This window comes from Streptomyces sp. NPDC059564, assembly GCF_042735575.1.
Classification (GTDB): domain Bacteria; phylum Actinomycetota; class Actinomycetes; order Streptomycetales; family Streptomycetaceae; genus Streptomyces.
In genome coordinates, this window is sequence record NZ_JBHWBP010000520.1 from 1 (window position 1) to 3871 (window position 3871).

A 3871-nucleotide genomic window follows, 5' to 3' on the forward strand; every position below is an offset into this window, starting at 1 on the left:
GGGTGGGGGGGGCCCCCTTCAAACTGGGCGCCCCCCCCCCCCGGCGGGGGGGGGGGCCCGACGCGGAGCCGTCAGAGCTTCTCGGGGGTGCGGATGCCCAGGAGGGACATGCCCTTGCCGAGGGTGCGGGCCGTCAGCTCGCACAGGAACAGGCGGTTCTCGACCTGCGCGGGGGTCTCGGCCTTGAGGACCGGGCACTCCGAGTAGAAGGTCGTGTACAGCGAAGCCACCTGGTAGAGGTACGCCGCCAGCTTGTGCGGCGCGTACTCCGCCGCCGCCTCCGCGACGAGCTCGCCGAAGTGGTCCAGGTGCAGGCCCAGCGCACGCTCGGACGGCGCCAGGGCCAGCTCCGCGTGGGCGACGGGCTTCGCGTCCCCGGCCTTGCGCAGGATCGACTGGATACGGGCGTACGCGTACTGGAGGTACACGGACGTGTCACCGGTCAGCGACACCATCTGGTCCAGGTCGAACTTGTAGTCCCGCGCCGCGGACGTCGACAGGTCGGCGTACTTCACCGCGCCGATGCCCACCTGCACAGCCCGCTCGCCGATCTCGGCCTCGGACAGGTCCTGGGCCTTCTCCCGCACGACGGCCGCCGCACGGTCGATGGCCTCGTCCAGCAGGTCCACCAGCCGCACCGTCTCGCCCTCGCGGGTCTTGAACGGCTTGCCGTCCTTGCCGAGGACCGTGCCGAAGGCCAGCTGAACGGCCTTGACCTCGTCGTTCAGCCAGCCGGCCCGGCGGGCCGTCTCGAAGACCATCTTGAAGTGCAGCGACTGCCGCGCGTCCACCACGTAGATCAGCGTGTCGGCCTTCAGGTTGCCCACCCGGTCGCGGATCGCCGACAGGTCGGTCGCCGCGTAGCCGAAGCCGCCGTCCGACTTCTGCACGATCAGCGGGGTCGGGTTGCCGTCCGGGCCCTTGTACTCGTCGAAGAACACGCACAGCGCGCCGTTGGAGCGGACGGCGACGCCCGACTCCTCCAGCAGCTTGCAGGTCTCCACCAGCATGTCGTTGTAGCCGGACTCGCCGACCACGTCCGGGTCCTGGATGTCCATGTCCAGCTTGTTGAAGACGGAGTAGAAGTAGATCTTCGACTCGTCCACGAACCGCTGCCACAGGGCCAGCGTCTCCGGCTCGCCCGCCTGCAGGTCCACGACCCGGGCACGGGCCCGCGTCTTGAACTCCTCGTCGGAGTCGAAGAGCGCGCGCGAGGCCTTGTACAGCCGGTTCAGGTTCGACATGGCCTCCTCGCCGGAGACCTCCTGGCCCGACTTGTGGTCCAGCTCGTGCGGGTGCTCCAGCAGGAACTGGATGAGCATGCCGAACTGGGTGCCCCAGTCGCCGATGTGGTGGCGCCGGACCACCGTCTCGCCCGTGAACTCCAGGATCTCCACCATCGCCGCGCCGATGACCGCGGACCGCAGGTGCCCGACGTGCATCTCCTTGGCGACGTTCGGCTGCGCGTAGTCGATCACCGTCGTGCCCGCGGAAGGCGACAGCGGCACGCCGAGGCGGTCGTCCGCGGCGCGCGCCGCCAGGGTCTCGATGATCGCCTTGTCGGTGATCGTGATGTTGAGGAAGCCGGGCCCGGAGACCTCGATCTCCTGGATCAGGTCACCGGTCGGGATGCCCTCGACCACGGTCGTCGCCAGCTCGCGCGGGTTGGCCTTGGCCTTCTTCGCGAGCGCCAGGATGCCGTTGGCCTGGAAGTCGGCCCGGTCGCTTCGTCGCAGCAGCGGGTCGGTCGCACCGGCCTCCGGCATGGCGGAGGCGAGGGCGTCCGAGACGCGCTGTTCGACGGAGGAAGCGAGGGAAGGGACCGAGGCCATGAGCTGCCGTTCCTGTGAGGTTGTGCCCGGGGCCGCGCCCGGACGTTCCGACAAGTGCCGAGTATCCCACGAGGGGGGTCCCCGCTTCTCGGGATATCACTGGTCGGAAGCAACCCCGGAGCGACCCGTTCCGTCTGGGAGAATGGCCGAAGCCAGCATTCGAGATAGAAGGACGTGTCGTGGCTCAGAGCGCCCAGAGCAGCACAGAGACCGATTGGGTCTCCCGTTTCGCGGACGAGGTCATCGCCGAGGCGGAGCGCCGAGCCCCGGGCAAAGTCGTCGTCGTCGCGTCCGGACTCTCCCCCTCCGGCCCCATCCACCTCGGCAACCTCCGCGAGGTCATGACCCCGCACCTCGTCGCCGACGAGATCCGCCGCCGGGGCATCGAGGTCCGCCACCTCATCTCCTGGGACGACTACGACCGCTACCGCAAGGTCCCGGCCGGCGTCCCCGGCATCGACGAGTCCTGGGCCCAGCACATCGGCAAGCCGCTGACCGCCGTGCCCGCCCCGGCCGGATCCGCGTACCCGAACTGGGCCGAGCACTTCAAGGCCGCCTTCGTCGAGGCCCTGGCCGAGATGGGCGTCGAGTACGACGCGATCAGCCAGACCGAGCAGTACACCTCCGGCGTCTACCGCGAGCAGGTCCTGCACGCGATGAAGCACCGCGGCGACATCGACGCCGTCCTCGACCAGTACCGCACCAAGCAGAAGCCGGGCGGCAAGAAGCCCCAGCAGAAGCAGGTCGACGAGGCCGAGCTGGAGGCCGCCGAGGGCTCCGGCGCCGCCGCCGAGGACGACGGCAGCAGCGCCGAGGGCGGCTACTTCCCGTACAAGCCGTACTGCGGCGAGTGCGGCAAGGACTTCACCAAGGTCACCTCGTACAACGACGAGACGACCGAGCTGACCTACGTCTGCACCGAGGACGAGTACACCGAGACGGTCAAGCTCTCCGAGTTCAACCGCGGCAAGCTCGTCTGGAAGGTCGACTGGCCCATGCGCTGGGCCTTCGAGGGCGTCATCTTCGAGCCCTCGGGCGTCGACCACTCCTCGCCCGGCTCGTCCTTCCAGGTCGGCGGCCAGATCGTGCACATCTTCGGCGGCGAGCAGCCGATCGGCCCGATGTACGCCTTCGTCGGCATCAGCGGCATGGCCAAGATGTCCTCCAGCAAGGGCGGGGTCCCCACCCCGGCCGACGCGCTGAAGATCATGGAGCCGCAGCTGCTGCGCTGGCTGTACGCCCGCCGCCGCCCCAACCAGTCCTTCAAGATCGCCTTCGACCAGGAGATCCAGCGCCTGTACGACGAGTGGGACAAGCTGGAGGGCAAGGTCGCGGACGGCTCCGTGCTGCCCGCCGACGCGGCCGCGCACGCGCGCGCCGTACGGGTCGCCTCGCACGAGCTGCCCCGCACCCCGCGCCCGCTCCCGTACCGCACCCTCGCGTCGGTCGTCGACATCACCGCCGGGCACGACGAGCAGACCCTGCGGATCCTGACCGACCTGGACCCGTCGCAGCCGCTCACCTCCCTCGACGAGGTGCGCCCGCGCCTGGACCGCGCCGAGAACTGGATCACCAGCCAGGTCCCGGCCGACCAGCGCACCCTCGTACGCGAGGACGCCGACACCGAGCTGCTGTCCTCCCTCGACGAGTCCGGCCGCGAGTCCCTGCGCCTGCTCCTGGAGGGCCTCGACTCGCACTGGTCCCTCGACGGGCTCACCACCCTCGTCTACGGCGTGCCCAAGGTGATGGCCGGGCTGGAGCCCGACGCCAAGCCGACGCCCGAGCTCAAGGTCGCCCAGCGCGAGTTCTTCGCCCTGCTCTACCGCCTGCTCGTGACCCGGGAGACCGGACCGCGCCTGCCCACCCTGCTCCTCGCCGTGGGCGCGGACCGGGTGCGCAAGCTGCTCGCCGCCTGAGACGCGTAGACCGGCTGCCGCATGCGCAAGGGCCCGCAGGCTGCTCAACGACCTGGACGGCTTCCGCGTCGCCAAGGGCCTGCGGCACGAGGACGAGGCGATCGTGGCCCACCGGTGGCTGGC

3 protein-coding genes are annotated in these 3871 nt (G+C 70.0%); 2 read left to right on the forward strand and 1 reads right to left on the reverse strand.

The genetic code is table 11. The annotated features are described in order from the left end of the window. Positions 1–71: 71 nt before the first annotated feature. The gene (gene argS / locus ACFV0Q_RS39365; protein WP_385012629.1) at positions 72–1832 is read right to left on the reverse strand and encodes an arginine--tRNA ligase; all 1761 of its coding nucleotides are present in this window, start codon (positions 1830–1832) and stop codon (positions 72–74) included. 179 nt (positions 1833–2011) lie between these two features. Between argS and lysS the strand changes: the two genes are divergently transcribed. Together lysS and ACFV0Q_RS39375 are read left to right on the forward strand one after the other, a co-directional pair. Further along, on the forward strand, positions 2012–3748 hold the full coding sequence (gene lysS / locus ACFV0Q_RS39370; protein WP_385012631.1) for a lysine--tRNA ligase: 1737 nt from the start codon (positions 2012–2014) through the stop codon (positions 3746–3748). Positions 3749–3788: 40 nt separating this feature from the next. After that, a partial coding sequence (locus tag ACFV0Q_RS39375; RefSeq protein ID WP_385012633.1) for a hypothetical protein occupies positions 3789–3871 on the forward strand: 83 nt, incomplete at its 3' end.

Bases quoted from the DNA above. Each gene is read 5' to 3' on its own strand.
- argS (WP_385012629.1), bottom strand. From the start codon at position 1,832: ATGGCCTCGGTCCCTTCCCTCGCTTCCTCCGTCGAACAGCGCGTCTCG.